The sequence below is a fragment of the Nonomuraea sp. NPDC050733 genome (assembly GCF_040654215.1).
Classification (GTDB): Bacteria; Actinomycetota; Actinomycetes; order Streptosporangiales; family Streptosporangiaceae; genus Nonomuraea.
Window position 1 is genome coordinate 64,293 of sequence record NZ_JBFAHO010000024.1, and the last position, 25,839, is coordinate 90,131.

A 25,839-nucleotide genomic window follows, 5' to 3' on the forward strand; every position below is an offset into this window, starting at 1 on the left:
CCACAACTGCCGACAAAAGCCGCATCCCTGCAATCAAGCGGGCCTGAGGTCAGGAGCGGTCCTGGTGCTCGGCGGCGGCCGGGACGGCCTCGTCCTCCGGTGGCGTGACCCGGCGGACCACGACCGTGCTGATGCGGTTGCGGCGGCCCGCGAGGCTCTCGGCGGTGAGCCGGAGCCCGGCCACCTCCGCCTGCGAGCCGGCGATCGGCACCCGGCCGAGCGCGTGGGCCAGCAGCCCGCCGACCGTCTCCACGTCGTCGACCTCGATCTCCGTGTCGAACAGCTCGCCCAGCTCGTCCACCGGCATCCGGGCCGTCACCCGCAGCGCCCCGTCGGGCGTGGACTCGACGCGGGGCGCCTCCTGGTCGTACTCGTCGGTGATCTCACCGACGATCTCCTCCAGGACGTCCTCGATGGTGACGAGACCGGCCGTCCCGCCGTACTCGTCGATGACGATCGCCATGTGGATCTGCCGCGCCTGCATCTCGCGCAGGAGCTGGTCGATGGGCTTGCTCTCGGGCACGTACGTGGCCGGGCGCATGGTCGAGTCGATCCGCTCCGTACCGCCGTCCTGGCCGGACTCGTGCACCCGGCGGATGATGTCCTTGAGGTAGGCGATGCCGACGACGTCGTCCTCGTTCTCCCCCACGACGGGGATGCGGGAGAAGCCGCTGCGCAGCGCCAGCGAGAGCGCCTGGCTGAGCGTCTTGCCCCGCTCGATGAAGACCATGTCGGTGCGCGGCACCATGACCTCGCGCACCAGTGTGTCGCCCAGCTCGAACACCGAGTGGATCATCTCGCGCTCGTCCGGCTCGATCACCCGGCGCTCCTCGGCGAGGTCCACCAGATCGCGCAGCTCGGCCTCGGAGGTGAACGGGCCCTCGCGGAAGCCCTTGCCGGGGGTCAGCGCGTTGCCGAGCAGGATGAGCAGCTTGGGCAGCGGGCCGAAGATGCGGGTCAGCCCGTAGACGATCGGCGCCCCGGCCAGCGCGATGGGCTCGGCGTGCTGGCGGCCCAGGGTGCGCGGCGAGACGCCGACGATCACGTAGCTGACCACGATCATCACTGCGGCGGCCGTCACGTACGCCCACCCCTGGTTGCCCAGCCGGTCGATGCAGAGCAGCGTCACGATCACCGTGGCGACCAGCTCGCAGCTCAGCCTGAGCAGCAGGAGCAGGTTGAGGTAGCGCGGCGGGTCGGTGACGATGGCCTGCAGCCGCACGGCGCCGCGCCTGCCCTCGCGCACGAACTCCTCCGCCCGCACCCGTGAGATGCGGGTCAGAGCCGTCTCCGCGCTGGCGATCAGGCCACCGATCACCACGAGGGCGATGGCCAGGGGCAACCAGGCGTTCACCGCGGGTCGCGCACCTCCTGCCACGCCTCCAGCAACCGCGCCTGCAGCCCGAACATCTCCTTGTGCTCCTCCGGCTCGGCGTGGTCGTAGCCGAGCAGGTGCAGGATGCCGTGCGTGCACAGCAGTTCGAGCTCGTCGCGGGCCGAGTGGCCGGCCTCCTCGGCCTGCCGGGCCGCCACCTGCGGGCAGAGCACCACGTCGCCGAGGAGCGCCGGATCCGTGGGCGCGTCGACGTCGCCGCGCGCCCCGCCGCCCGGACGCAGCTCGTCCATGGGGAAGGCGAGGACGTCGGTGGGGCCGGGCTCGCCCATCCACTTCTCGTGCAGGTCGGCCATGGCGTTCTCGTCGACGACCATGATGGACATCTCGGCGAGCGGGTTGACGCCCATCTCGCCGAGCACGTGGGCGGCGAGGCGGACGATGTTCTCCTCGTCCACCTCGACGCCCGACTCGTTGTTGATCTCGATGCTCATCGCCGCTTACCCCGGTGCTGGATCGACTTGGCGGGCTCCGTCGCCTCCTGGAGCGCGTCGTAGCGCCCGTAGGCGTCCACGATCTCGCTGACCAGCTTGTGGCGGACCACGTCGGCGCTGGTCAGGCGGGAGAAGTGGATGTCGTCGATGCCCTCGAGGATCTCCTGCACGACGCGCAGCCCGCTCGTGGTGCCCGCCGGCAGGTCGACCTGGGTCACGTCGCCGGTCACCACGATCTTGGAGTTGAAGCCGAGCCTGGTCAGGAACATCTTCATCTGCTCGGCCGAGGAGTTCTGGGCCTCGTCGAGGATGATGAAGGCGTCGTTGAGGGTGCGGCCCCGCATGTACGCCAGCGGCGCGACCTCGATCGTGCCCGCCGCCATCAGCTTGGGGATGGAGTCGGGGTCGACCATGTCGTGCAGCGCGTCGTACAGCGGCCGGAGGTAGGGGTCGATCTTCTCGTACAGCGTGCCCGGCAGGAAGCCGAGCCGCTCGCCCGCCTCGACGGCCGGGCGGGTGAGGATGATCCGGTTGATCCGCTTCTCCTGGAGCGCCCGCACGGCCTTGGCCATGGCGAGATACGTCTTGCCGGTGCCGGCCGGGCCGATGCCGAAGACGACCGTGTGGTTGTCGATGGCGTCGACGTAGCGCTTCTGGTTGACGGTCTTGGGCCGGATCGTCCGGCCACGCGAGGAGAGGATGTCGAGGGAGAGCACCTCGGCCGGCCGGTCGGAGGTCATGCGCAGCATGGCGATGCTCCGCTCGACCGCGTCGGGCGTGAGCTCGCCGCCGCTTCGCAGCACTTCGACGAGCTCTTCGAACAGCCGCACCACGGCCCCGCTCTCGTCGGGGCTGCCGGTGACGGTGATCTCGTTTCCTCGGACGTGAATGTCGGCCCGGAAGGCGCCCTCGATGACACGCAACAGCTCGTCACGGGAGCCCAGGAGGCTGACCATCGGGTATTCGTCCGGAATCAGCACCTTGGCCTGTGTGCGCATCGGAGGTGCGGTCCGGCGGGATTCGTGTAGTTCGGACATGGGCAGGCCAGCGGCCTGATGCCTCCCGGTCTGTTCGTGTGTGCTTCTCCGCCCATGGTAGCCGGGACCACGCGAATCGCTCTCGCCAATATCACCCCGGCGGCCACGTCAGGTCACGGCCGCCCAGCACGTGCGCGTGGACGTGGAAGACCGTCTGGCCCGCGGCGGGCCCGGTGTTGAGGACCACGCGGTAGCCGGCGTCCGCCACGCCCTCCTGGACGGCCACCGCGTGCGCGGCCTTGAGGACGTCGTCGGCCAGGCCGTCGTCGGCCGCCGCCAGGGCCGCCGCGTCGGCGTGGTGCTCCTTGGGGATCACCAGCACGTGGGTCGGGGCCTGCGGGTTGCGGTCGCGGAACGCGAGCGCCCGATCGGTCTCCAGGACGACCTCGGCCGGGATCTCCTTGGCGACGATCTTGCAGAAGATGCAGTCGGTCACATGGTCACCCTACCGAGGCACTCCGTCCTCCTCACGGTGATCACCGCGCTATGCTGCTTCCGCCCCGCCTGGAACGTTCCGAACTCCCTGCGCCTGTTGCGAATCGGTGACCGAGCCCGCCGTGCGCAGGAAGATCCTCGCGGTTAGGGTGGGTGTGCGACACTTCGGCACAACAGGACAATCAGGGTCTGGGCAAGGCCGCCTGGCGAGGACACGACTGGGTAATGCCCCCTAAGGAACCGGAAGAGCGTAAACCCTCTCGGAAGGCCGCGCGTCCTCATGAGGTGACCACCGAGACCCTGCTGGCCGACAGGTCGTTAGGGGCGGTGCCGGTCGGGTGGGACGCCGACATGGCCGTGACCGCGCTGTACAGCGCGCACTTCCGGTCATTGGTGCGTCTCGCTGTGTTGCTGGTACGCGACATGGCGACCGCCGAGGAGGTCGTGCAGGACGCGTTCGTCGCCATCCACGGCGCCTGGCGGAGACTGCGCGACCCCGACAAGGCACTCGCCTACCTGCGTCAATCCGTCGTCAACCGCTCCCGATCCGTGCTGAGACACCGCGCGGTCGTCGAGAAGTATGCTCCCAAGGGTCTGCCCGACGCCCCGAGCGCCGAGAACGGCGCGATCGGCGAGCTCGAACGCTCGGCCGTGATCGAGGCGCTGCGGGCCCTGCCGGCACGTCAGAGAGAGGCACTCGTCCTTCGCTACTACGGTGATCTGTCCGAGGCTGAGATCGCCCACGCCATGGGCATCAGCAAGGGAGCGGTCAAGAGCCACACCGCGCGTGGCATGGCCGCCTTGCGTTCCGTCCTGGAGAAGATGTCATGACCCAGCCCCCCGACGAGTACGGCGACGTACTGCGCCGTGTGCTCCGCGCGGAGGCGGACACGGTCGTGCCCTCGCCGGACGGACTGGAGATCATCCGTGCCCGCATCGAGCGGCGCGGTATCCGCAACCTGTTCTGGTGGCGGGCGGGCGCCGCCGCGGCGAGCGCGGTGCTGGTGGCCGGCACGATCGTGATGGTGGTCCCCGAGCTGCGCCACCAGGTGCTGCGGGAGACCGTGCAGGACGTCCGCACCACCTCGACCCCGCCCGCCGGGTCCTCCACCAACCGGGCCGTGTCGCCCGATCCGCCGCAGCGCAGCGAGGAGCATGAGGTCGTGGTGCTGCCCGAGCCCACGACGCGGCCGCCGCGGCACGTCCCCGAGACCGCCAGGTCGACCAGCAAGCCGACGCCCACGGCGTCCTCCCCCAACCCGTGCCCCACGCCGCCCGGCGAGCCGGCCGGCCGGCGGACCGCCGGACAGGTCGACGACCAGACGGACGGGCCGACGTCCGACCAGACGGACGGGCGGACGGACGAGCCGACGGACCAGCCGACGGGCGGGCCGGCCGAGCCGCGCAACGACTGTCCCGGCACGACGCCCACCCCGACCCGGACGCCCACCCCGGCCGCCACGGTGACCGAGACGGCGCCGGCGGCCGTGCCGTGCCCCGCCGACGACTGCCCGGCCGACGCCCCCGAGCCGACGCAGCCGGTCCAGACCGTCACCACGATCCTGGACGCCAGCCCGCTCTCCTCGCAGTAGGGCCACCGGCGCCCGCGAGGCGGGCCGGCGTCAGCGGGTCACCAGCGCCCGGTACGAGCCACTCGGCGGGTGATCGACAGCCGGTACGAGCCGTTCAGCGCGTCACCAGCGGCCGGTACGGGCCATGAGGACCGCGGCCGCCGCCACCCCCGCCGTCGAGGTGCGCAGCACCGTCGGCCCGAGCAGCACCGGCACCGCTCCGGCCGCCCGGAACCGGGCCACCTCCTCCTCCGACACCCCGCCCTCGGGGCCCACGACCATGACCACGTCGCCGTCGGCCGGAGTCTCCAGGCGCGACAGCGGCTCGGCGGCCTCCTCGTGCAGCACCAGCCCGAGGGCCGCGCCGCGCAACAGCGCCTCGACCTGAGCCGTGGAGGCCGGCTCGGTCACCTCGGGCAGGTGGAAGCGGCGGGCCTGCTTGCCCGCCTCGCGCGCGGTGGAGCGCCAGCGGGCCAGCGCCTTGGCCGCCCGGTCGCCCTTCCACTGGGTGATGCTGCGCGAGGCGGACCACGGGACGATCACGTCCACGCCCGCCTCGGTCATCATCTCGACGGCCAGCTCACCCCGGTCGCCCTTGGGCAGGCCCTGCACGGCGACGATCCGGGGCCGCGGCGCCGGCACGTCGTGGCGGGCGACCACGTCGAGCCGGAGGGAGTCCTTCAGCGCCTCGCGCACGACGCACTCGGCCACCGCGCCGGCGCCGTCGGTCACGTCCACCCGCTCACCGGCGCGCAGCCGGCGCACGGCGGCGGCGTGCCGTCCCTCGGGCCCGTCGAGCAGCAGCTCCGGCCCGTCGAGGGCGTCGGACAGGAAGACGGGAACGCTCACGTTCGCCCGTCACCACCCCGCGGCGGCCTCATCTCCCGTTGAACGCGTCGCGCAGCCGTGAGAAAAAACCCTGCTGCCCCGGTGCGAACTTACCCGGAGGCCGCTCCTCTCCCCGGAGCTTGGCCAGCTCCCGCAGCAGCTCTTCCTGCGCCGGGTCGAGCCGCGACGGCGTCTCGACGTTGACGTGGATCAGCAGGTCGCCGCGGCCGCTCTCGTTGAGCCGCTGGACGCCCCGGCCGTACATCGTGATGACCTGCCCCGACTGGGTGCCCGGCCGCACGTCGAGCTCCTCGGAGCCGTCGAGCGTCTCGACGGTGAGGATCGTGCCGAGCGCCGCGGCCGTCATCGGGATCTGCACCGTGCAGTGCAGGTCGTCGCCGCGCCGCTCGAAGATCTCGTGCGGGCGCTCGACGATCTCCAGGAACAGGTCGCCGGGCGGGCCGCCGCCGGGGCCGACCTCGCCCTCGCCGGCGAGCTGGATGTGGGTGCCGTCCTCGACGCCCGCCGGGATGCGCACCTTGATCGTACGGCGGGTGCGCACGCGGCCGTCGCCGGAGCACTCCTGGCAGGGATGCCGGATGATCGACCCGAAGCCGCCGCACTGGGGGCACGGCCGGGACGTCATGACCTGGCCCAGGAACGACCGGGTGACCTGGGAGATCTCGCCGCGGCCGTTGCACATGTCGCAGGCGTCGGGGTGGGTGCCGGGCGCGGCGCCGGCGCCCTGGCAGACCTCGCACAGCACGGCCGTGTCGACGACCAGCTCCCGGGTCGTGCCGAACGCGGTCTCGCGCAGGTCCAGCTCGACGCGGATGGTCGCGTTGCGGCCCCTGCGGGCGCGCGAGCGGGGCCCGCGCGCGCCGCCGGCCGAGCCGAAGAACGCGTCCATGATGTCGCTGAACGGGAAGCCCGCGCCGAAGCCGCCGGCCCCCGCGCCCGCCCCGCCGCCGCCGAACGGGTCCGCGCCCAGGTCGTACATCTGGCGCTTGTTCGCGTCGGACAGGACCTCGTAGGCCTGCGTGATCTCCTTGAACCGCTCCTGGGTCTCAGGATCGGGGTTCACGTCAGGGTGGAGCTCCCGGGCCAGCCTGCGGTAGGCCTTCTTGATCTCGTCCTGACTGGCGTCACGGCGCACCCCGAGGGTGGCGTAGTAGTCGCTGTTTGCCACTTATCGACCTCTTATGATGCAGCCAGGATCTGGCTGACGTAGCGTGCCACCGCGCGTACGGCGCCCATCGTCACGGGGTAGTCCATCCTCGTGGGACCCAGCACGCCGAGCCGGGCCAGTTGGTTGTCGCCAGAACCGTATCCGGTCGCGACGATGGACGTGCCGTGCAGATAGGGGTTTTCCGAGCCGATGCGCACGGTGAGCGCGGACGGGGTGTCGCTGGACGTCTCGCCGAGCAACCGCATGAGCACGACCTGCTCCTCCAGGGCCTCCAGCACGTCGCGCAGGCCGACGGTGAAGTCGGCGCCGGCGAGGTTCGCCGCCCCGGCGAACACGATCTTCTCGTCGTGGCGTTCGACGAGGGTCTCCAGCAGCACCGACAGGATCGTGGCCACCGCCGGCCGGTCCTCGGCGGGCAGCCGCTCGGGCAGGTCGGCGACGAGGTCGGGCACGGCGCTCAGGCCGCACCCGTCGAGACAGGCGTTGAGCACGGCCCGCAGGTGGGCGATGCGGGTGTCCTCCACGACCTCGGGCAGCTCGACGACGCGCTGCTCGACGCGGCCGGTGTTGGTGATGAGCACCAGCATGACGCGCCGCTCCGAGAGCGGCACCAGCTCGACGTGCCGGACGGTCGAGCGGGTCAGCGTCGGGTACTGCACGACCGCGACCTGCCGGGTGAGCTGCGCGAGCAGCCGCACGGTGCGGGTGACCACGTCGTCGAGGTCGACCGCCCCGGCCAGGAACGTCTCGATCGCCCGGCGCTCCGCCCCGGACAGCGGCTTGACCTGCGACAGCCTGTCGACGAACAGCCGGTAGCCCTTGTCGGTCGGCACGCGGCCGGCACTGGTGTGCGGCTGGGTGATGTAGCCCTCCTCCTCCAGCGCGGCCATGTCGTTGCGCACCGTGGCGGGGGACACCTTGAGATTGTGGCGCTCGGCCAGCGCCTTGGAGCCCACCGGTTCGTTGGTGGACACGTAGTCTTCGACAATGGCGCGGAGCACCGCCAGCTTACGTTCGTCGAGCACGTGCTCACCTCCTGCCTCTGCCTCGGGGAACGACCCTCTAGCACTCTGTGTTCCCGAGTGCCAAGTGTACGGCTCTCACCCACAAGGTGCGATAACAGCCGGCCATCCTGCCGCTGGCGCGGGCCCGCCTCCAGGGATCACACTTGCCGACATGACCGACGAGTCCCCCTCCCAGCCGAACGGCCCGGCGCCCGGGTCCGGCCCCTATCCCGGTCAGCCTCCTCCTCCGCCGTACGGCCGGCAGCCGTACCAGACGGGGCCGCACGGCATGCCGCCGCAGCAGGCCCCGTACCCGCGGCAGCCCCCGTACCCGCAGCCTCCGTACCCGCAGCAGCCCTACGGGCCGGGGCCGGTGACGGGCGAGCAGGCCGCCTACCCGCAGGTCCCGTACCAGCCGGGCCCCTACGGCTCTCCTTCGGGCGAGCAGGGGCCGTACGGCGGCCAGCCGCTCACCGGCCCGTACGGCAGCCCGCCCTTCCCGGTGGCCGGCGCGTACGCCGGCGGCCCGCTGTACGCGCCCCGGGTGGACCCCAAGCTGCTCCGGCCCCCGCTGTGGTGGGTGTGGGCCGCCTGGGGACTCGCGCTGGTGTGCGTGGTGGCCGGGGTGGCGCTGTTCGCGAGCGGCGTGGCGGACACGGCGCGGAGCGCGCTGCCGACGAAGACGTTCGGCTCCGGTGAGACCGTCACCGTGACCGTGGACCCGGCCGACGAGCCCGTGGTGTACCTGGCCAGCGCCTCGCCGGTGCAGTACACCTGCTCGGCCGGCGGCGGCACCGGCAGGGCGCTGCTGGCCAGGATGCCCGGGAGCATGACGGTCACGCAGGACTCGACCACCTGGCGGGCCATCCTCGCCCTGAACGTGCCGGAGGCGGGCGCCTACCAGCTCAAGTGCGACACCGCCGAGGGATCGGGCGCGCGCTTCGCGGTGGGATCGGCCGTGGACGCCGGCGGGCTGCTGGGCGGCGTGGCCGCGCTGTTCCTGCTGCCCGGGGCGGGCGTGCTCGTGGCGGTGGTCCTGACCGTCGTCGTCCTGGTACGGCGCAGCGGCCACCGCAAGCGCCTCGCGGCAGGCGGGTGATTTGCTACGGTCCCCGGTGTGTATGACGGTGATGTTCTCGCGGGCAACTGGCGGCGGCCGGGCAAGGGCACGATCCCGAAGGTGCCCGCCGAACCCGACCTCGTGGTGGAGGACGCCGACAGCGGGTTCTGCGGCGCGATCGTGGCCTGCGACAAGGAGGCCGTCACGCTGGAGGACCGGTTCGGCAGGCGGCGCCTGTTCCCGCTGGCGCCCGCCGCGTTCCTGCTGGAGGGCAGGCCCGTGACGCTGGTGCGGCCGGTCGCGGCGCCCGGCGGGCCGAGGCGCAGCGCGTCGGGGTCGATCGCGGTCGAAGGCCTGCGCGCCAAGGTCGCCAAGGAGAGCCGCATCTACGTCGAGGGCGTGCACGACGCCGCCCTCGTCGAGAAGATCTGGGGCCACGACCTGCGCGTGGAGGGGGTGGTCGTCGAGTACCTGGAGGGCGTCGACGACCTGCCCGCGATCGTCGAGGAGTTCGGCCCCGGGCCGGGGCGCCGGCTGGGGGTCCTGGTGGACCACCTGGTGCCCGGCTCCAAGGAGAGCCGCATCGCGGCCCGGGTGACCTCTCCGGAGGTGCTGGTGGTCGGGCATCCGTTCATCGACATCTGGCAGGCGGTCAAGCCGTCCGCGCTGCGCATCCCCGCCTGGCCGGACGTGCCGCGCGGGGTGCCGTGGAAGGAGGGCGTGATCGCCGCCCTGGGGTGGCGCGTGGAGCCCGCCGAGGCGTGGCGGCGCATCCTGGGGGCCGTCTCCTCGTTCGCGGATCTGGAGCCCGAGCTGCTCGGCCGGGTGGAGGAACTGATCGACTTCGTCACGGAGGCACCATGAGCCAGGATCCGCCGCAGCACCAGCCGGACGACGACGTCACCCGGCGCGTCCCCCGCCCGGACCAGCCAGGCCCGGCCTCGGGGCCGCACCCTGGACCCGGTTACGGCTCGGGGCCGCAGTCGGGTGGCCAGGGCCACGGTTACGGCCAGCAGCCGCCTCCGCCGCCGGGGTACCAGCAGCCCGGATACCCGGGGCCCGGATACTCGGGGCCCGGATACTCGGGGCCCGGATACCAGCAGCCCGGTCACCCGCAGTCGGGCCCTCACCAGCCCGGGCCTCAGCAGCCTGGATACGGCTACCAGCAGCCTGGCCACCCGCCGCCCGGTTACCCAGGCAGCTCCGGATACCAGCAGCCCGGTTACGGCTACCCGCCGCCGCCCCTGCGCCCGCCGCACCAGCCCGGTGTGTACGGCCCGCGCCCCGGCACCGACGACACCACCATGGCGATGCTCTCCCACCTGCTGGGCCTGCTGGTCTCCTGGGTCGGCCCGCTGATCATCTACATGATGAAGAAGGACGAGGCCCCGTACGTCAGGGACCAGTCGGCCGAGGCGCTGAACTTCCAGATCACGATGTTCATCGGCTACGTGGTCGCCGGAATCCTGTCGATCTTCGTGATCGGGCTGTTCCTGTTCCCGGTCGTGTGGATCGTGTCGCTGGTCTTCCACATCCAGGCGGCGCTGGCCGCGAACCGGGGCGAGAACTACCGCTACCCGATCTCCGTCCGCCTGATCAGCTGACCAGGTCGCGTACCAGCGCGTCGGCGAGCAGCCGGCCCTTCAGGGTGAGGACCATGAGGCCGGCCTTGAACGCCTCCGGCTCCAGCAGCCCGCCCCCCAGCGCGGCGGCGACGGCCGTCCGCGCGCCGGGGACGACGTCGGCCAGCGGGTAGCCGGACACCAGCCGGAGCTCCAGCATGAGGCGTTCGGTCTCACGGTCGTCGGCGGTCAGCACCTCCCGCGCGTGCGCGGGCGAGACGCCCGCGGTCAGGCGCTGGGCGTAGGCGGCGGGATGCTTGACGTTCCACCAGCGGGTGCCGCCGACGTGGCTGTGGGCGCCGGGGCCGGCGGCCCACCAGTCGCCGCCGGTCCAGTAGAGCAGGTTGTGGCGGCAGCGGGCGGCGTCGGACGTGGCCCAGTTCGACACCTCGTACCAGCGGAACCCGGCCTCGCCGAGCATCGCGTCGGCGATCTGGTAGCGGTCGGCGGCCACGTCGTCGTCGGGCATGGGCAGCTCGCCGCGCCGGATGCGGGCCGCCAGGCGGGTGCCGTCCTCGACGATGAGCGAATACGCGGAGACGTGGTCCGGCTCGGCCTCGATGGCGGCGGCGAGCGAGGCCCGCCAGTCGTCGTCGGACTCTCCCGGCGTGCTGTAGATGAGGTCGAGGTTGACGTGGTCGAACCCGGCCTTGCGCGCCTCCTTCACGGCCTGGCCGGCCCGGCCGGGGGTGTGGTGGCGGTCGAGGACCTTGAGCACGTGCTCGCGGGCGCTCTGCATGCCGAAGCTGACACGGGTGAAGCCGCCCTCGCGCAGGCTCTCCAGCGAGGCGGGGTCGACGGACTCGGGGTTGGCCTCGGTGGTGACCTCGGCTCCCGGCGCGAGGCCGAACTCGTCCCTGACGGCCGCGAGGACGCGGACCAGGTCGGCCGGGGGCAGCAGCGTGGGGGTACCGCCGCCGAAGAACACCGTCTGGACCGGGAGATCGGCGTCGCCGAGGACGCGCCGCGCCAGCCGCACCTCCTCGACGACCGTGTCGGCGTAGTCGCGCTGCGAGGCGCCGGGGCCCAGCTCGGCGGCGGTGTAGGTGTTGAAGTCGCAGTAGCCGCAGCGCGTCACACAGAACGGCACGTGGACGTAGAAGCCGAACGGGCGCTCGCCGAGGCCGCGCAGCGCGCTCTCGGGGAGCTCGCCCGAGGCGGGCGCGGCTTCGCCGTCGGGCAGGGTGGATGGCACACCTCCAGTCTGCCCGCCACCGGCCACTGCCCCGACCACGGGACAGCGCCGCCCGGCGACCGCTCCTGCAACCGTCCTCAGCTCGGCGAGCCGCCCGGTGACCGCCGCTCCGTCGCCCCTAGCTCGGCGAGCCACCCGGTGACCTCCGCTGCGTCGTCCTCAGCTCGGCGAGCCGCCCAGCACCCGGGTGGCCACGTCGTCCCAGAACGCGGCGCGCTCTGGTACGGCCAGCACGCGCCGCAGCAGCTCCTTGTCGCCGTGGAAGGCCCGGAACGCCTCGGCCACCGTCACCCCGTCGCTGGGCCGGCGCACGATCCGCACCCCGTCGCCGGCGCCCAGCTCCCCCGTCTCCACGACCTTCAGGTACGCTCCCGGCCGCCCGGCCTCGGTGAACCGGCGGACCCATCCCGGCTCGTCCATCCAATTGCGGAACACCACGCACGGCACCCGGGGGCCGCTGATCTCCAGCACGACCGACCCGATGCGCCACCGCTCCCCGAGCATGGCGCCGTTGACGTCGAGTCCCTCGGTCGTCAGGTTCTCGCCGAACCGGCCGTCACGGAGCGGGCGCCGCAGCTCACCCTCCCACCAGTCGTAGTCCTCGCGCGCGTACGCGTAGACGGCATGGCCCTCACCTGCGTGATTGACCAGGTCACCTCGCCCGTCGCCGGCGAGCCCGCCGGGGCGCGCCTCGACCCGGTCGAGCACCGGTGACTTGTCGATCGCCGTGCGCCCCGTCTTGCCGGCCCAGGCCGCGTCCACCACTTTTCCGACATTTACCGAGATGATCCGCATGGCGCTGACGGTAACCGAGCGGTCCGGCGACGGCGATCCCTTTTCCGCCCGGAAGTCCTGTCCGGGGAATCGTCCGACGGCCGATCAGAGGTTCTCCGGCATGTCGGTCATCGCATTGAGAAGCGGTACGAGCTGCTTCTCCTCGTAGTCGAGGTGTGCCTCCAGCTCACGGGCGAGCCGCTCCAGCTCGTCCCCGATCTCCACCGGGTCACCCGTGGCGACCAGGGACCGGATCCGGGCCAGCAGACGTCCCACGACCTGGTGCTCATCCCTCAGCCGGCCCAGGACGGCGGCGAGTTCGGGGTGCAGGCCGTCCAGGTGCGGGAAGAGCACGTCGTCCTCACCGGTGTGATGGGTGTGCAGGGCCTCGCAGAACCTCAGGCAGTGCGCCCGCAGGTCGGGCGCGCGCATCGACCCGCTCCGCAGCTCCGCGAGGTCGCGGCGGAACGTGTCGTGCAGCTTCACCAGCTCGTCACCCCAGGCGACCGCCCGCTCGTGGGACGCGCTCCCGCCCGGTGCGTTCCCCTTGCCGCCCCGCTCGTGGGCCGGGTGCCCGCCGCCGCTCATGCCGCCTCCCCCGCCACGAGGGCCGGCGCCCGGTCGAGCACGCCCTGCGCGAAGGCGAACAGCGCGGAGACCAGGGCCGCGATCGCCGAGGCGGCGAAGCTCCAGCCCGCTCCCGCGGTCGACAGCAGCGCCGCCGTCACCGCGCCGGCCAGGCTGCTCCCGACCACCCTGACCAGCGAGTTGACGCCTCCCGCCGCGGCCGTCTTGGCCGGTTCGACGTGCTCGACCGCCATCGTGCCGAGCGCCGCGTACCCGAGGCCGATGCCGAGGCCCAGAACGGTCGCCGCCCCGTACAGGGCCGCCGAAGACCCGTGCGCGAGGCTCAGCCACAGCGCCGCGACGGCCACCACCGACGAGCCCGCGCCGACCAGCGACGAGGCGCTGAAGCGGCGCATCAGCCGGCCCGCCAGCAGCGAGACCCCCAGCATCAGCAGCGCCGTGGGCAGCAGGTACAGGCCGACCTGGAGCACCGAGGCGCCGAGCCCGGCCTGGGCCACGGACGACAGCGTGGTGATCACGCCGAACAGCGCGAAGCCGAGCAGCATCGAGGCCACGGTCGCCCCGACGGTCCCCCGGTGCAGGAGCATCGGGATCTCGATGAGCGGCGCCGCGGCGCGCCGGGCCGACAGCACCCAGGCCCCGAACAGCACGGCGCTCGCGACCAGCAGCCCCAGAGTGATCGGCGACGTCCAGCCCCAGGCCGCTCCCTTGCTGACGGCGAGCAGCAGGCAGACCAGCCAGGCGGCCACCAGCGCCGCCCCCGCGAAGTCGGGCAGGGCAGCCGACTGGCGGCGGATCGGCTCGCGGACGAACAGGACCACCAGCGCCATTCCGACGGCCGCGAGACCCGCCAGGATCCAGAACAGCGCCTGGTAGCCGCCTCCGACCAACCCCGCGATGATCATGCCGCCTCCGCTGCCGACGCCCATCATGGCGCTCAGCACGCCGATCGCCGTGGGCAGCCGGTCACGCGGCACCTCCTGCCGGGCGATCCCCATGGCCAGGGGCAGCAACGGCGCGGCGAAGCCCTGGAGCACCCGGCCGGCGATGACACCGGCGAGCGTGGTCGCCAGGGCGGCGACGACCGACCCTACGACGAGCAGGCCGAGGGAGACGATGGCCAGGCGCCGCCGGCCGTACAGGTCGCCGAGGCGCGCCAGCAGAGGGATGGAGATCGCTCCGGACAGCAGCGAGGCGGTCAGTGTCCAGGAGACGGAGGTCAGCGGCGCCTGGAGGTCGCTCTGCAGCGTGGGGAGCATCGGCACCACGGCCGTCATCTGGAGGGTGCCGACGGCCACGCCGAAGGCCAGGACGCCCACGGCCGCCCGGGGAGAGTTTCTATACATGTATAAAAAGTAACATGGCAGGATGCCGGCGCGCACGGGGCGACCCCCCAAGATCTCGAAGACGGACATCCTCACCGCGGCCCACCGCGTCATCGACCAGGAGGGCACACAGGCTTTGACCATGCGCAGGCTGGCCCGCGAGGTGGGGACCACGCCGATGGCGCTCTACCACCACGTGCGCGACAAGGACGAGCTGCTCCTGCTGCTCCTGGACGACTACGCGGCGAGCCTCCCGCGGCCGGAGCCGCCGGCGGGGGCGGGGCCGGGCGAGCGCGTCGTGGCGGCCGCCGTCACCATGCGCAACGCGCTCATGGGGGTGCCGTGGATCGTCGAGGTGCTCAGAGCCGACGACCTGATGTCGGCCCGCGCCCTGTGGTACCCGGAGGAGATCATCGACGCGGCCGTCCAGGCGGGGCTGACGCCGGAGGAAGCCGTGGACGCGTACCGGATCATCTGGCACTACACGGCCGGAGAGATCACCGCACGGTCGGCCGCCGCGCGCCGGCGTGAGAACGGCAGGCCGACGCACCGCAGCCAGGTGTTCGAGAGCCTCGACGCGACCCGGCTCCCCCGCCTGGCCGCGCTCGGCGCCGGCTGGGAGGAGCTGACGTCCCGCGACACGTTCGACAAGGGGATTCGAGCCCTGGTCCGCGGCCTGCTCCCCCACCCCTCCCCCTGACCCCGGGACCCGGGCTGCGGACTCCTCCCGGACCGGCCCTTCAGAACCCGGCCGGGACTCGCCGGCCGCCGCCTCCCCGCACCGGAGGGGGCCGCGGAACCGTGCCACCTCGGCCCCGGTCTCATCCCCGGGCGCCGAAGCGGTCGCGGGTCACCGGGGCGGCGAAGTTGAGCTGGGACTCGGCGTCGAAGCCGGCGAGCTGTAACAACTTCTCCAGCGCGGCCTGCCGCGTCTCCTCCACGGTCTCGCCCCGCTCACCGAAGCAGTCGGCCGCCACGTCGAGCACGGCCATGACCACCGCCGCGTCCGGATACGGCACGTCGATCACGATCGCGCCGTCCTTGGCCCGGTCGGCGGGCACCAGGTGCAACCGCAGCAACCGGCGCATCTCCTCGGCCATGGCGACCCCCAGCACGGCCGCGTACTCGAACTTCTCGGCAGCAAGCATGTCACCCTCCAGTCGCACAGGTGTTCGGGAACACCAAAGCTAGCCTCCAGCACCGACAGAATCCGCGCTCCAGGCCTCCCCTCGGCGACGCGCTCGACAAGATCCTCCAAGCAGCCTCGAACGGTGTACGCGAAGTCCGTCATCGCCGACGACCTCCATGTCGCCCTCGGCGGCGACCCGGTGCTCCAGCGGTTCGCGCTGAGCGCCTCGCCCGGCGAGATCGTCGCCGTCGTGGGCCCGAACGGCTCGGGCAAGTCCACCCTCCTCCGCTGCCTGACGGGGCTGCAGCCAGCCGACCGGGGCCGGGTCACCGTGTTCGGGGCAGCGCCCGCCGATGACGCCACGTTCTGGCGGGACGTGGCGCTGCTGACCGACGAGCCCGCCTGGTACCCGGGCCTGACCAGCCGCGAGCACCTCGAACTCGTCGAGGCCGTCCACGGCACGCCCCGCATGACCGCCGGGACGGCTCTCGACCTCTTCGAGCCAGCCGGGCGCGCCGACGCGCCGTCGCAGAACCTGTCCACGGGCCAGCGCCAGCGCGCTGGACCGGTACGTCACCGGGTTCGCCCTGGCCCTGGTGGCGGCGATCGCCGGGCAGCCGGTCTGCTCGCTGATCGCCGGCATGGCCGGGCAGATGACGCCGGCGCGCACGAGCGCGGGACCGGCGCTGGCCGTGCTGACCTTCGCCGGACTCGTCGCCGTCGCACGGGCCGCGGGCCCCTCGCGGTGTCCGCCCCGGACGCGACCTGCTGGCCTCCCGCGCCGTGCTGCCCGCGCTGCTCGCCGCCGCCTGGACGACCGCCGCGCGCGCCGGCGGCCGATCAACCGTCCAGGCCGTCGCGGGCGCGGCGGTACTCGCGGCCTATCTGCTGAGAGCGCGAACGGCCACGAACGCCCGATGAGCCGAACATCGCCCGCCGCCCGGCCACCGCATGGGCCGGGCGGGGGGTGGGGCCGGGGGAAAGCTAGCGCTTGGACTTGTCGGCGCTGGAGTCGGTCGACAGGGCGGCGACGAACGCCTCCTGCGGCACCTCCACCCGCCCGACCATCTTCATGCGCTTCTTGCCCTCCTTCTGCTTCTCCAGCAGCTTGCGCTTGCGGGAGATGTCGCCGCCGTAGCACTTGGCGAGGACGTCCTTGCGGATGGCGCGGATGTTCTCGCGGGCGATGACGCGGGCGCCGATGGCCGCCTGGATGGGCACCTCGAACTGCTGCCTCGGGATCAGCTCGCGCAGCTTCTTGGCCATGTCGACCCCGTAGGCGTACGCCTTGTCCTTGTGCACGATCGCGCTGAAGGCGTCGACCGGCTCGCCCTGCAGCAGGATGTCGACCTTGACCAGGTCGGCCTCCTCCTCGCCGGCGGGCTCGTAGTCGAGCGAGGCGTAGCCGCGGGTGCGGGACTTGAGCTGGTCGAAGAAGTCGAAGATGATCTCGCCGAGCGGCAGCGTGTAGCGGATCTCGACGCGGTCCTCCGACAGGTAGTCCATGCCCTTGAGCTGCCCGCGGCGGCCCTGGCAGATCTCCATGATCGCGCCGATGAACTCGGACGGCGCGAGGATCGTGGACTTGGTGACCGGCTCGAAGACCTGCGCGATCTTGCCGCCGGTGGGGAACTCCGACGGGTTGGTGACCGTGAGCTCGCTGCCGTCCTCCATGACCACGCGGTAGACGACGTTGGGGGCGGTCGAGATCAGCGAGAGGCCGAACTCGCGCTCCAGCCGCTCGCGCACGATCTCCATGTGCAGCAGGCCGAGGAAGCCGACGCGGAAGCCGAAGCCGAGCGCGGCCGACGTCTCCGGCTCGTAGACCAGCGCGGCGTCGTTGAGCTGGAGCTTGTCGAGCGCCTCGCGCAGCTCGGGGTACTCGTCGCCGTCGATCGGGTACAGGCCCGAGAAGACCATGGGCTTGGGGTGCTCGTAGCCGGCCAGCATCTCGCCGGCCGGCTTGGCGGCCGAGGTGACGGTGTCGCCGACACGTGACTGGCGGACGTCCTTCACGCCGGTGATGAGGTAGCCCACCTCGCCGACGCCCAGGCCGCGCTCGGCGGGCTTGGGCTCGGGCGAGATGACGCCGATCTCCAGCGTCTCGTGGGTGGCGGCGGTGGACATCATGAGGATGCGCTCGCGCTTGCTCAGGTGGCCGTCGATCACCCGGACGTACGTGACGACGCCCCGGTAGGTGTCGTACACCGAGTCGAAGATCAGCGCGCGGGCGGCGGCGTCGGCGTCGCCCACCGGCGCCGGCACGGAGGTGACCACGTGGTCGAGCAGCTCGCGCACGCCCGCGCCGGTCTTGCCGGACACGCGCAGCACGTCGGAGGGCTCGCAGCCGATGAGGCCGGCGAGCTCCTCGGCGAACTTCTCGGGCTGCGCGGCGGGCAGGTCGATCTTGTTGAGCACCGGGATGATGTGCAGGTCGGCGTTCATGGCCAGGTAGAGGTTGGCCAGGGTCTGGGCCTCGATGCCCTGGGCGGCGTCGACCAGCAGGACCGCGCCCTCGCACGCCTGGAGGGAGCGCGACACCTCGTAGGTGAAGTCGACGTGGCCGGGTGTGTCGATCATGTTGAGCACGTGACCGTCCCACGGCAGCCGGACGGCCTGGGACTTGATCGTGATGCCGCGTTCGCGCTCGATGTCCATCCGGTCGAGGTACTGCGCGCGCATGGAACGGTCGTCCACCACGCCGGTGATCTGCAACATCCGGTCGGCAAGGGTGGACTTGCCGTGGTCGATGTGCGCGATGATGCAGAAGTTGCGGATCAACGCGGGGTCGGTCTGGCCAGGCTGAGTGCGCACCGAAGTCCGTTTCGACAGGGTTGAGGTCAAGCGTCTTTCATGGTGACATGCCCGGGTGATCCCCCGAACCGTCATCCGCCGCGGCCTGCGCCTGCTCGCGCTTGCCTTGGTCGTCGTGGTCGCGCTGGTCGGCCTCCTGGCCGCCGCGTTCCGTGTCCAGTTTACCGGCGCGCCGGCAGGCTGGGCGAAGAGCACGGGTAACGACGCCCTCTGGCTGGGCCACATGTGGGTGGACGGGCGCCGGAAGCGGCAGGATGTCCAGGATCTGGCGGTACGGCTGCGTGGCACGGGCATCAAGGACCTGTACGTCCATTCCGGTCCGTTCGAGGCCGACGGCCGCCTGGATCCCGCCAAGTACCCCGCCGCCCGTGATTTCCTGGCGTGGGTGCGTGAGGCGCTGCCGGGCGTCCGCGTCTCCGCCTGGCTCGGCCAGAAGGTCGACGGCACCCTCGACCTCGACGACGCCGAGTCCCGGGCCAACGTGCTCGACGGCGTCCGGGACGTGGTCGCGGCCGGCTACGACGGCGTCCACTACAACTTCGAGCCCGTCGGCAGCGGCGACGAGGAGTTCCTGGACCTGCTGGCGCGGACCAGGCCCCTCACCAGGCTGCTGTCCACCTCGACCCCGCAGGTCGAGCCGTACCCGCTCATGCGCCTGACCGCCCGTGCGGCGATCTCCCACGACAAGTACTGGTCGCAGGACTACTTCCGGCGGGTCGCGGAGCGGGTGGACCAGGTGGCGGTCATGACGTACGACACCTTCATGCCGTCCGGGCCGCTCTACGGCGGTTTCGTCGCGCGCCAGGCCGAGCTGGCCCTGGACCTGGTCCCGGAGCGGGTCCACCTGCTGGTCGGCGCTCCCGCGTACCACGACCACGGCGTCTCCTGGAGCGACGGCGCGGAGAGCGTGGCGGACGCGGCGCGCGCCGCCAGGCTGGCGCTGTCGGAGCACGGCCGGCGGCAGAATTTCGGCCTCGCGCTGTACGTGGACTTCGCGGCGACGGAGGAGGACTGGAGGGAGTACGCTACGCAGTGGCTCATTTGACGGAGCGCACCCAGGTCGTTGATTTGAGCAGCCACCTGGGTTATTGGTATCCTGTACAACTGCGTGTGGCGCGCCCTCTCTCGAGCCCGCGCGCCCCATCCATCACCCAGACTTTCTTCGAGGCTTCTTCGTGGCGAACATCAAGTCCCAGATCAAGCGCAACAAGCAGAACGAGAAGGCCCGCCTGCGCAACAAGGCGGTCAAGTCGTCCCTGAAGACGGCCGTTCGCAAGTTCCGTGAGGCCGCCGAGCAGGGCGACGTCGAGCAGGCCGCCGCGGCGCAGCGCATCGCCGCCCGTCAGCTGGACAAGGCTGTCAGCAAGGGCGTCATCCACAAGAACCAGGCCGCCAACCGCAAGTCGGCGATCGCCAAGCAGGCCGCCGCGCTGGCCGCCAAGTAACCTGGTTCCTTCGAGCGCCGCACTTCACCTGTGAAGTGCGGCGTTTGCGTTTCAGTGCCCCATATCTGCCGATAAGGGCGTTGTCCAGCCGTTCCGTGTCACAGTTTCGATATCACATCGGCATCGCCGCACCGTATCGGCTGCGTCACCGTTGCCAAGATCCCTTGCCCTCGTTCCGGTGAGTCCCCAGAGTTCACACAGGACGGCGGAAGGGGGACCCCGTGCGGGGGCCGTGGGTGGTCAGGCGCGCGCTCAGCGAGCCGTTGCTGCTGCTGGCGGCGTTCGGGTCGATCCTGCTGGCGACGACCACGCTGGTGTCGCTCACCATGTACGCCACGTCCACGGCCGAGGCGGGCCTGCGGCGCGCGATGGAGACCGCCCCGCTGGGGCAGGTGGCCGCGGTCATCTCCACTCCCGTCACCGGCCGGACGTTCCCCCGGCTCGACGCGGCCGTCCGCGAGCGGGTCGGCGCCGCCTACGCCGGAGCGCCGGTCACGATCACGACCGCCTTCCGCTCGGACTCGTACATGCTGCCCGGCCAGGAGCGCCGCAAGCGGCCCGGCCTGCTCAGGTTCGGCTCCCACGACGCCCTGGACCGGCACGCCAGGCTGGTGACCGGCTCCTGGCCCCGGCCGGCCCCGGCCGGGGAGTCCGTGGTCGAGGCCGCCGTGTCCCTCTCGGCGGCGTCGGCGGCCGGGTGGGAGTCCGGGCAGGAGTTCACCACCGAGGGCCGCCTCGGCCACCGGCGGGTGCGGGTGCGCGTCACCGGCGTCTTCCAGCTCGACGACCCGTTCGGCGACCGCTGGGCCGGCGAGCAGCTGCTCAGCCGGGGCGTGGAGACCGGTGACTTCACCACGTACGGGCCGCTCATGGTGCCGCGCGAGACCTTCCTCGCCCGCTTCGCCACGAACGTGACCGCCACCTGGACCGCCGTCCCCGACCTGCGCGGCCTCACGCCGGAGGCGCTGCGGCCGTTCGCCGCCCGCGTGGCCGGGCTGCGCCAGGCCCTCCAGGACAGCGGCTGCCCCTCCTGCACCGCCACGAGCCGCCTGCCGGAGCTGCTGACCCAGCTCGGCACCGCCGCGCTGGTCGCCCGCTCCACCATGCTCATCCCGGTGCTCCAGCTTCTGCTGCTGGCCGCGTACGCGCTGATGCTCACCGCGCGGCTGCTCGCCGACCACCGCCGGATGGAGGTCGCGCTGCTGCGCTCGCGCGGCGCCGGCACGCCCCGGCTGGCCGCGCTGGCGGCCGGCGAGGCGCTGCTGGTGGCGTTGCCGTGCGCGGCCGTCGCGCCCTTCCTCGCGCCGCCGCTGCTGTCGCTCATCGGCTCGCTGCCGTGGATCGCGGCCTCGGGCGTGCGGCTGGCGCCGCGGGCCGATCTCGGCACATTCCTGGTGTCCACGGGCGTGGCCCTGGCCTCGGCCGGGCTGCTCATGCTGCCCGCCCTCGCCGGCGCCCGCCGCACGTACGTGGAGGAGCAGGCGGAGCGCGGGCGCGGCGGCGGGCGCGGCCTGGTCGAGAGGGCCGGCGCCGACGTGGCGCTGCTCGTGGTGGCCGTGCTGGCCATCTGGCAGCTACGCCGGTACGGCGCGCCCGTCACCGCCACGGCCACCGGCGAGCTGGGCGTCGACCCGCTGATCGTCTCCGGGCCCGCGCTGGCGCTGCTCACCGGCGGCATGCTGGGCCTGCGGCTGGTGCCGCGCGTGTCCCGGCTCGCCGAGCGGCTGACCGCCCGCCGTCACTCGCTCGCCCCCGCGCTCGGCGCCTGGCAGGTCAGCAGGCGCCCGCTGCGCTACTCCGGGCCCGCGCTGCTGCTGACCATGGCCATCGCGATCGGCGTCATGTCGATGGCCACGGCGGCCACCTGGCGCACCTCGCAGCAGGACCAGGCGGCCCACCGGGCGGGCGCCGACCTGCGGCTGTCCGGCCCGCCCGACGGACCGGAGCTGGGGGCGCTGGGGCGCGGGACGGCGTTCGCCGCGCTGCCGGGCGTCACGGCGATCTCCCCGGCGTTCCGGGGACAGGCCGAGTTCGGCGGCGACGACGCCGTCCTGCTGGGGCTCGACGCCTCGCGGCTGACCGAGCTGTTCCGGCTGCGCCCCGACCTGTCCGACCGTGACCCGGGCGAGCTGTCCCGGGCCCTGCGCCCGGCCGGGCCGGGCTCCGGAGGGCTGGAGATCCCCGGCCGGCCCGCCGCGCTCGCCGTCGAGGTCAGTTCGGACGCCGCCGCGCCGCTGCGGCTGACCGTCTCCGACGCGCTCGGCGTGTGGCGGGAACTCCCGCTCGGGACGCTGAGGCCCGGCGCCAACCGCTTCGAGGCGGACCTCGGCGGGCTGGCCGGCCGCAGCGGCCGGATCGCCTATCCGCTGCATGTGCGCGGCGTCACCGCCGGGCCCGTCGCGGAGGGCACGGGCGAGGTCACGCTGACCGGCCTGAGCGCCGATGGCCGGCCGTTCGGCGCGCCGGGAGCCGACCGGCCCCTGCCGGTCACGGATATCCGGCCCGCTGTCCTCACCCCGGGCCCCGCGGCGGACCAGGGACCGCTGCCCGTGGTGCTCACCGCCGGGCTCGCCGAGTCGCTGAAGCTGCGGACCGGACAGATCGGGCGCGTCACGCTCGACCGGGACGTCGTCGAGGTGGAGGTGGCCGGCATCGTCGAGGGGATGCCCACGACGGCCGGCGACCAGCAGGCCGTCCTCGCCGACTGGGCAGCGCTCCAGGCCCGCGCCCTGGCGGCCGGGCAGCAGCCCAGGCCCGCGACCGAATGGTGGCTGGCCGTGCGCGACGGCGCCACCGCGCCCGCCCGCGCCGCCCTCGACCGCCGGCCCGAGTGGGACGTGACCGCGGTCGACCGGCGCGAGCTGACCGCCGCGCTCCGCGACGACCCCCTCGCCGGCGGCCTGCAGGGGGCGCTGATCCTCGGGTTCGTGGCGGCGCTGGTGTTCGCGGTCCTCGGGTTCCTCGTCAACGCCACGGTCGCGGTCAGGGAACGGGCGGCGGAGTTCGCCGTCCTGCGGGCGCTGGGCGTCAGCTCGCGGCAGCTGCTCGGGCTGCTGGCCGTCGAGCAGGCGTTCGTCGTCGGGCTGTCGCTGGTCGCCGGCACCGCGCTCGCCGCCGTCATGGGGGTGCTGGTCGTGCCGCACATCGTGCTCACCGGGCAGGCGTCGGCCGTCACGCCGGACGTGGTGCTCGACGTCCCGTGGGCCGCCACCGCCGGCCTGCTGGCGCTCGTGACGGCTCTGCTGTTCGCCATCGTCGCCGGGCTCGCGCGCACGGCGCGCGGCCACGGCGCCCGCCTCGGGGAGCTCCAGTGAAGCCCTTGGTGCCGGCCCGCGTCCACCTCGGGAGGGCGCGATGAGGCCGTTGATCCCGGCGCGCGTCCACCTCGGCCCGGTGGCGCTGCTCGCCGTCCTCACGCTGAGCGCGTGCCTGCTCGTCGGCGGGCTGCCGCGCGCGCTGCAGGCGTCCTTCGACGAGGCCCTGCACGCGGCGCTGCGCGGCGCGCCCGCGTCCCAGACCGACCTGCTCGCGCAGATGGAGGCGGCCCCAGGCGGGAACGGCCTGCGCGATCCCGCCCAGTTCGCCGCCAATGACGCGCGGCTGCGCGCGCTGCTGCCCGCGCCGCTGCGGCCGCTCGTGCTGCCCCCCGGGCAGGGCACCAGCCACATGAGCGCCGAGACGTACGACACGCCGGTCCACGGCTCCGGCGGCATGCGCTACCTCAACCTCGGCTGGCTGTCCGACGCCGACCGGCGGGTGCACTGGACCGAGGGCCGCCCGCCCGGCGCCCCGGCCTCCATGACCTACGAGCGGCAGACCATTCCCATGTTCGAGGTGGGCGTCTCCGAGGACGCCCGCGCCAGGATGGGGCTGAAGATCGGCACCACGCAGATCCTCGGCGAGAGCGACTACGCGGCCGTCAAGGTCGTCGGCGTGTTCGCGGCCGTGAATCCGGCCGACCGCTACTGGACCCACCACAGCGACACCGTGCGGGTCGTCGAGACGCAGCCGCCCGGCAAGCTGGAGATGGAGCGGCGGGCGACCGCGCTCATCCCCGCCGCGGGTCTGACCCGGCTCGACGGGAACGACCGCAACCTCGTCTACACCTGGGTCCTGGGGCTCGACCCGGACAGGCCCACCTCGCTCGACGCCACCGGCGTCGAAGAGGCGGTCGCCGGCTACGCGCGGGCGGTGACGGTGGAGCCGGCGACCTCGGCCGGTCGCTACCGGCTCGCGACGGGCCTGGCCGGCCTGCTCGACAGGTTCCTCGCCGCGCAGGGCACGGCGCGGACGGTGACGGTCCTCGTCCTCGGCGGGCTGCTGGCCGTGGCCGCCGGCGTGATCGTGCTGGCCGTGCGGCTGCTGTCGGAGCGCGCGGACACCGCCCTGGCACTCGCGCGGGCCCGCGGCGCGTCGCTGTGGCGCCTGGCGGCCGCGGGGGCGGGACCGGTGGCGATCGCCGCGGTGCCGGCCGCCGTCGCCGGGTACGCCCTGTCCTGGCTGGTGCCCGGCCCGCCCACGCTCGTCGTCCACGCCGGGCCGGCTCTGGTGCTCGCCGTGGCGCTGGGGTTCGCCGCGGCGCGGCCGGTGGTCGCCCACCGCACGCCGCTGCGCGAGCGCCGCGACGACGTGGCCGCCGCCCGGCCGCCGCTGCGCCGGACCACGCTGGAGGCGCTGGTCGTGGTGCTCGCGCTGGCCGGGGCGTACCTGCTGCGCTCCCGCAGCCTCGCGGGCGACGCGGGCGACGACCCGTTCCTGCTGGTCGTGCCCGTGGCGCTCACCGTCGCGGCCGCGCTGGTCACGATCCGCTGCTACCCCTACCCCCTCCGTCTCCTCGTACGGTTCGCCTCCCGCGGCCGGGCGGCCGTGCCGTACCTCGGGCTGATCAGGGCGGCCCGGGCGCGGCCCGCCAGCGTGCTGCCGGTGCTCATCCTGCTGCCGGCGCTGGCCGTGTCGGTGTTCGCCGCGGTGATCTCCAGTGGCGTGGAGATGGCGCAGCGGCAGGCCGCCTGGCAGGCCACCGGCGCGCCGATCAAGGTGACGTCCCGGGTCGAGCTGCCCGCCGGCGCGGTGGACCGGGTCAAGGCGGTGCCGGGCGTGGAGCTGGTCGTACCCGCGCAGACCGGGCAGGTGCAGCTCGGCTACACCGGTGAGCGGGCCGAGGCCATCGCGGTGGACGTGGCGGCCTGGCGGCGGGTGCTGGAGGACTCGCCGATCCCCCTGCCCGCGCTGTCCGAGACCGCCTCCGGGGTGCCCGCGCTGGTGTCGCCGGAGCTGCGCGGGCGCGGCACGATCGACATCGGCTGGCAGGCCCGGACGAAGGTCACCGAACGGGGCGTGGTCACGGCCGTGCCCGGGTTCTTCACACGCGGCAAGTTCCTCGTGGTGCCGCTGCGGGTGAACGCGCGGCCGTCCGTGAACACGCTGCTCGTCAAGGGCGACGCCGACCTGGCCGCGGTGGCCCGGGCCGTCGGTCAGCCCCTGGCGGCCGTGACCTCCCAGGCCGCCGAGCTGGCCACCATCCGGGACGCCCCGCTCACCGGCACCGTGCAGACCGTCCTGTGGATCACCACCCTGGCCCTGGCCGGGTACGCGCTGGTCGCCGTGGTCGTCATGCTGGTGATCGGGGCGGCGGACCGGGCGCGGGCGCTGGCGTTCCTGCGTCCGCTCGGGCTGTCGGAGCGGCAGGCGCGCGGGCTGACCGTCCTGGAGATCCTGCCGCTGGTGCTCGTCACGGCGCTGGCCGGACTCGGGCTGGGGCTCGCGCTCCCGGCGGCGCTCGGGCCCGGCATCGACCTGTCGTCGTACGCGGGCGGGGTGGCCGTCGAGGGGTACGCGCCCGACCTGGCCGTGCCGCTGCTGCTGGCTGCCGGGCTCGCCGTCGTCGCCGGGCTCGGCGCGTACGTCCACACCGCGGCGGGTCGCCGGCGCGGCTCCGGGACGCTCCTGCGAGCGGGCGACCTCACATGACGCGGCGCTCCACGAGACCGGCGTAC

Annotated in this window: 24 protein-coding genes; 11 read left to right on the forward strand and 13 right to left on the reverse strand. The window is 73.1% G+C overall.

The annotated features are described in order from the left end of the window. Nucleotides 1–49: 49 nt before the first annotated feature. The 4 genes from AB0H64_RS30065 to AB0H64_RS30080 all read right to left on the reverse strand — a co-directional run bounded on the left by AB0H64_RS30065 (nucleotide 50) and on the right by AB0H64_RS30080 (nucleotide 3,300). Nucleotides 50–1,354, reverse strand: a complete 1,305-nt coding sequence (locus AB0H64_RS30065; protein WP_357631269.1) for a hemolysin family protein — start codon at nucleotides 1,352–1,354, stop codon at nucleotides 50–52. Continuing rightward, the gene (ybeY, locus tag AB0H64_RS30070; RefSeq protein WP_357631271.1) at nucleotides 1,351–1,827 is read right to left on the reverse strand and encodes an rRNA maturation RNase YbeY; all 477 of its coding nucleotides are present in this window, start codon (nucleotides 1,825–1,827) and stop codon (nucleotides 1,351–1,353) included. The genes AB0H64_RS30065 and ybeY overlap by 4 nt, the downstream gene beginning before the upstream one ends. After that, a complete protein-coding gene (locus tag AB0H64_RS30075) occupies nucleotides 1,824–2,864 on the reverse strand; it encodes a PhoH family protein (RefSeq protein WP_357631273.1) in 1,041 nt (346 codons plus the stop codon). The genes ybeY and AB0H64_RS30075 overlap by 4 nt, the downstream gene beginning before the upstream one ends. Before the next feature lie 91 nt (nucleotides 2,865–2,955). Further along, nucleotides 2,956–3,300 carry a histidine triad nucleotide-binding protein gene (locus AB0H64_RS30080; RefSeq protein ID WP_355437895.1) on the reverse strand — a complete coding sequence of 115 codons (345 nt, stop codon included), beginning with the start codon at nucleotides 3,298–3,300 and terminating at the stop codon, nucleotides 2,956–2,958. Between the two features lie 350 nt (nucleotides 3,301–3,650). Here AB0H64_RS30080 and AB0H64_RS30085 point away from each other — a divergent pair, with 350 nt between their 5' ends. Together AB0H64_RS30085 and AB0H64_RS30090 are read left to right on the forward strand one after the other, a co-directional pair. Beyond that, nucleotides 3,651–4,130, forward strand: a complete 480-nt coding sequence (locus AB0H64_RS30085) for a SigE family RNA polymerase sigma factor (protein ID WP_175595049.1) — start codon at nucleotides 3,651–3,653, stop codon at nucleotides 4,128–4,130. Then, a complete protein-coding gene (locus tag AB0H64_RS30090; protein WP_357631276.1) occupies nucleotides 4,127–4,891 on the forward strand; it encodes a hypothetical protein in 765 nt (254 codons plus the stop codon). The genes AB0H64_RS30085 and AB0H64_RS30090 overlap by 4 nt, the downstream gene beginning before the upstream one ends. A gap of 102 nt (nucleotides 4,892–4,993) precedes the next feature. Here AB0H64_RS30090 and AB0H64_RS30095 read toward each other — a convergent pair whose 3' ends face one another. From AB0H64_RS30095 to hrcA, 3 genes are read right to left on the reverse strand one after another with little or no spacing between them, the layout of a single operon-like run. Then, entirely contained in the window at nucleotides 4,994–5,719 is a 726-nt protein-coding gene (locus AB0H64_RS30095) for a 16S rRNA (uracil(1498)-N(3))-methyltransferase (RefSeq protein WP_357631279.1), read from the reverse strand. A 28-nt stretch (nucleotides 5,720–5,747) separates the two neighbouring features. After that, nucleotides 5,748–6,887 carry a molecular chaperone DnaJ gene (gene dnaJ, locus AB0H64_RS30100; protein WP_357631281.1) on the reverse strand — a complete coding sequence of 380 codons (1,140 nt, stop codon included), beginning with the start codon at nucleotides 6,885–6,887 and terminating at the stop codon, nucleotides 5,748–5,750. An 11-nt stretch (nucleotides 6,888–6,898) separates the two neighbouring features. Further along, nucleotides 6,899–7,912 (reverse strand): heat-inducible transcriptional repressor HrcA, encoded by a 1,014-nt coding sequence (gene hrcA / locus AB0H64_RS30105; protein ID WP_357631283.1) that lies wholly within the window; start codon nucleotides 7,910–7,912, stop codon nucleotides 6,899–6,901. Between the two features lie 151 nt (nucleotides 7,913–8,063). On the opposite strand from hrcA, the gene AB0H64_RS30110 reads away from it, so the two are divergent. From AB0H64_RS30110 to AB0H64_RS30120, 3 genes are read left to right on the forward strand one after another with little or no spacing between them, the layout of a single operon-like run. Continuing rightward, nucleotides 8,064–8,990, forward strand: coding sequence for a hypothetical protein (locus AB0H64_RS30110; RefSeq protein WP_357631286.1), 927 nt, complete (start codon nucleotides 8,064–8,066; stop codon nucleotides 8,988–8,990). A gap of 18 nt (nucleotides 8,991–9,008) precedes the next feature. Beyond that, the gene (locus AB0H64_RS30115; protein WP_357631288.1) at nucleotides 9,009–9,815 is read left to right on the forward strand and encodes a DUF3097 domain-containing protein; all 807 of its coding nucleotides are present in this window, start codon (nucleotides 9,009–9,011) and stop codon (nucleotides 9,813–9,815) included. Continuing rightward, a complete protein-coding gene (locus tag AB0H64_RS30120; RefSeq protein WP_357631291.1) occupies nucleotides 9,812–10,555 on the forward strand; it encodes a DUF4870 domain-containing protein in 744 nt (247 codons plus the stop codon). Before AB0H64_RS30115 ends, AB0H64_RS30120 begins: the two co-directional genes overlap by 4 nt. Here the strand turns inward: AB0H64_RS30120 and hemW are convergent. The 4 genes from hemW to AB0H64_RS30140 form a co-directional block, all read right to left on the reverse strand. After that, nucleotides 10,548–11,768: a radical SAM family heme chaperone HemW gene (hemW, locus tag AB0H64_RS30125; RefSeq protein WP_357631294.1), complete on the reverse strand. Its 1,221-nt coding sequence runs from the start codon at nucleotides 11,766–11,768 to the stop codon at nucleotides 10,548–10,550. The two genes, AB0H64_RS30120 and hemW, sit on opposite strands and share 8 nt — an antisense overlap. Before the next feature lie 159 nt (nucleotides 11,769–11,927). Further along, nucleotides 11,928–12,563 carry an MOSC domain-containing protein gene (locus AB0H64_RS30130; protein WP_357631297.1) on the reverse strand — a complete coding sequence of 212 codons (636 nt, stop codon included), beginning with the start codon at nucleotides 12,561–12,563 and terminating at the stop codon, nucleotides 11,928–11,930. Nucleotides 12,564–12,647: 84 nt separating this feature from the next. Continuing rightward, nucleotides 12,648–13,130, reverse strand: a complete 483-nt coding sequence (locus AB0H64_RS30135) for a hemerythrin domain-containing protein (protein WP_357631300.1) — start codon at nucleotides 13,128–13,130, stop codon at nucleotides 12,648–12,650. Beyond that, nucleotides 13,127–14,476 (reverse strand): MFS transporter, encoded by a 1,350-nt coding sequence (locus AB0H64_RS30140; RefSeq protein WP_357631302.1) that lies wholly within the window; start codon nucleotides 14,474–14,476, stop codon nucleotides 13,127–13,129. Before AB0H64_RS30140 ends, AB0H64_RS30135 begins: the two co-directional genes overlap by 4 nt. A 22-nt stretch (nucleotides 14,477–14,498) precedes the next feature. On the opposite strand from AB0H64_RS30140, the gene AB0H64_RS30145 reads away from it, so the two are divergent. Continuing rightward, nucleotides 14,499–15,155, forward strand: coding sequence for a helix-turn-helix domain-containing protein (locus AB0H64_RS30145; RefSeq protein ID WP_357631304.1), 657 nt, complete (start codon nucleotides 14,499–14,501; stop codon nucleotides 15,153–15,155). A 121-nt stretch (nucleotides 15,156–15,276) separates the two neighbouring features. Here the strand turns inward: AB0H64_RS30145 and AB0H64_RS30150 are convergent, their stop codons facing one another. Continuing rightward, complete coding sequence (locus tag AB0H64_RS30150; protein WP_357631307.1) at nucleotides 15,277–15,603, reverse strand: hypothetical protein; 327 nt, start codon at nucleotides 15,601–15,603, stop codon at nucleotides 15,277–15,279. Nucleotides 15,604–15,726: 123 nt separating this feature from the next. Here AB0H64_RS30150 and AB0H64_RS30155 point away from each other — a divergent pair, with 123 nt between their 5' ends. After that, on the forward strand, nucleotides 15,727–16,476 hold the full coding sequence (locus AB0H64_RS30155; RefSeq protein ID WP_357631310.1) for an ATP-binding cassette domain-containing protein: 750 nt from the start codon (nucleotides 15,727–15,729) through the stop codon (nucleotides 16,474–16,476). Nucleotides 16,477–16,568: 92 nt separating this feature from the next. Here the strand turns inward: AB0H64_RS30155 and lepA are convergent, their stop codons facing one another. After that, a complete protein-coding gene (gene lepA / locus AB0H64_RS30160) occupies nucleotides 16,569–18,398 on the reverse strand; it encodes a translation elongation factor 4 (protein WP_357631313.1) in 1,830 nt (609 codons plus the stop codon). A gap of 55 nt (nucleotides 18,399–18,453) precedes the next feature. Here lepA and AB0H64_RS30165 point away from each other — a divergent pair, with 55 nt between their 5' ends. The 4 genes from AB0H64_RS30165 (at nucleotide 18,454) to AB0H64_RS30180 (ending at nucleotide 25,813) form a co-directional block, all read left to right on the forward strand. Then, complete coding sequence (locus tag AB0H64_RS30165; RefSeq protein ID WP_357631316.1) at nucleotides 18,454–19,443, forward strand: hypothetical protein; 990 nt, start codon at nucleotides 18,454–18,456, stop codon at nucleotides 19,441–19,443. Nucleotides 19,444–19,573: 130 nt separating this feature from the next. After that, a complete protein-coding gene (gene rpsT / locus AB0H64_RS30170; RefSeq protein WP_357631319.1) occupies nucleotides 19,574–19,843 on the forward strand; it encodes a 30S ribosomal protein S20 in 270 nt (89 codons plus the stop codon). Nucleotides 19,844–20,064: 221 nt separating this feature from the next. Continuing rightward, nucleotides 20,065–23,157 (forward strand): ABC transporter permease, encoded by a 3,093-nt coding sequence (locus AB0H64_RS30175; protein WP_357631322.1) that lies wholly within the window; start codon nucleotides 20,065–20,067, stop codon nucleotides 23,155–23,157. Between the two features lie 40 nt (nucleotides 23,158–23,197). Then, nucleotides 23,198–25,813, forward strand: a complete 2,616-nt coding sequence (locus AB0H64_RS30180; protein ID WP_357631323.1) for an FtsX-like permease family protein — start codon at nucleotides 23,198–23,200, stop codon at nucleotides 25,811–25,813. Nucleotides 25,814–25,839: the final 26 nt, after the last annotated feature.